This window comes from Arthrobacter sulfonylureivorans, from assembly GCF_047607445.1.
Classification (GTDB): domain Bacteria; phylum Actinomycetota; class Actinomycetes; order Actinomycetales; family Micrococcaceae; genus Crystallibacter; species Crystallibacter sulfonylureivorans_A.
Genome location: NZ_JBLKRT010000097.1, coordinates 1 through 815, shown reverse-complemented (window position 1 = coordinate 815; position 815 = coordinate 1). Strand labels below are relative to the sequence as shown.

At 75.1% G+C, this 815-nt stretch carries 1 protein-coding gene; it reads right to left on the bottom strand.

The features are described from left to right. On the bottom strand, positions 1-815 hold an 815-nt coding region (locus ACMX2H_RS18950), incomplete at both ends, for a DUF222 domain-containing protein (RefSeq protein ID WP_414962831.1).

Sequence of the window (815 nt, the reverse complement as noted above, 5' to 3'; positions counted from 1 at the left end):
CCGGTTTCCGGGTGGGTCAGGATCCGGTAGAACGACTTCGCGTCCGCGCACAGCTGCCGGGCCGTCTCGGCCGGGATCGGACCGTACCCGTCCAGCGTGGCCGGTTCCTCGCCCAGCCCCAGCAGCGACAGCACCGGGACGGTGACCGCCGGTTCGGCGTGGATCCCGGCCGCCGGACCGGTGTCCATGCCCGCGTGGATCAGCAGGTCCGCGAACACATCGGCCCGCAACTGCCCGGTGGTCCGGGTGTCACCGTCCCTGCCGCGCAGGTGCCCGGCGGCCCGGGTGAGCCGGTCATCGATCGCGGCGGCCTGCTCGGCCGGCAGGTACGCGTTCAGCCACGCCATCCCGTCCGGGGCCGGGTCCACGGCCACGTTCCGCCGCTGCTCCGCGCTGCGGCGGCGCCGGCTGATGGTTTCCGGGTGCTTGCGCTCGCGCAGCCGCCGGGCCATGTCCCGCAACGACCGCAGCGACCGGCCCTTCACCCGGCCCAACAGCTCCTGTTCGAACCCGGCGGTGGCGTCCTCCGGCAGCGACCGGCCCTGGATCACGATGACCGCTGCCTGTGCCCGGTCCAGGTCCCCGGCAGCCATCGCCGCCAGCGTGGCCGGGAACAACCGGTGCAGGTCCGCGGCCTGGTCCATCCGTGCCCTCGCCTGCTGCTCTTCCAGTCCGAGCAGGCAGCCCAGTTCCTCGGCCGCCGAGGTCGCGGCCAGCAGCTGCCGCTGCCGCAGCGTGGTGCAGCCCGGGCCCGGCGGCGGCAGCTGCGCCAGCGCGGTCTCACCCAGCCGCGCCTCCAGCCCCACCTCCCGGGC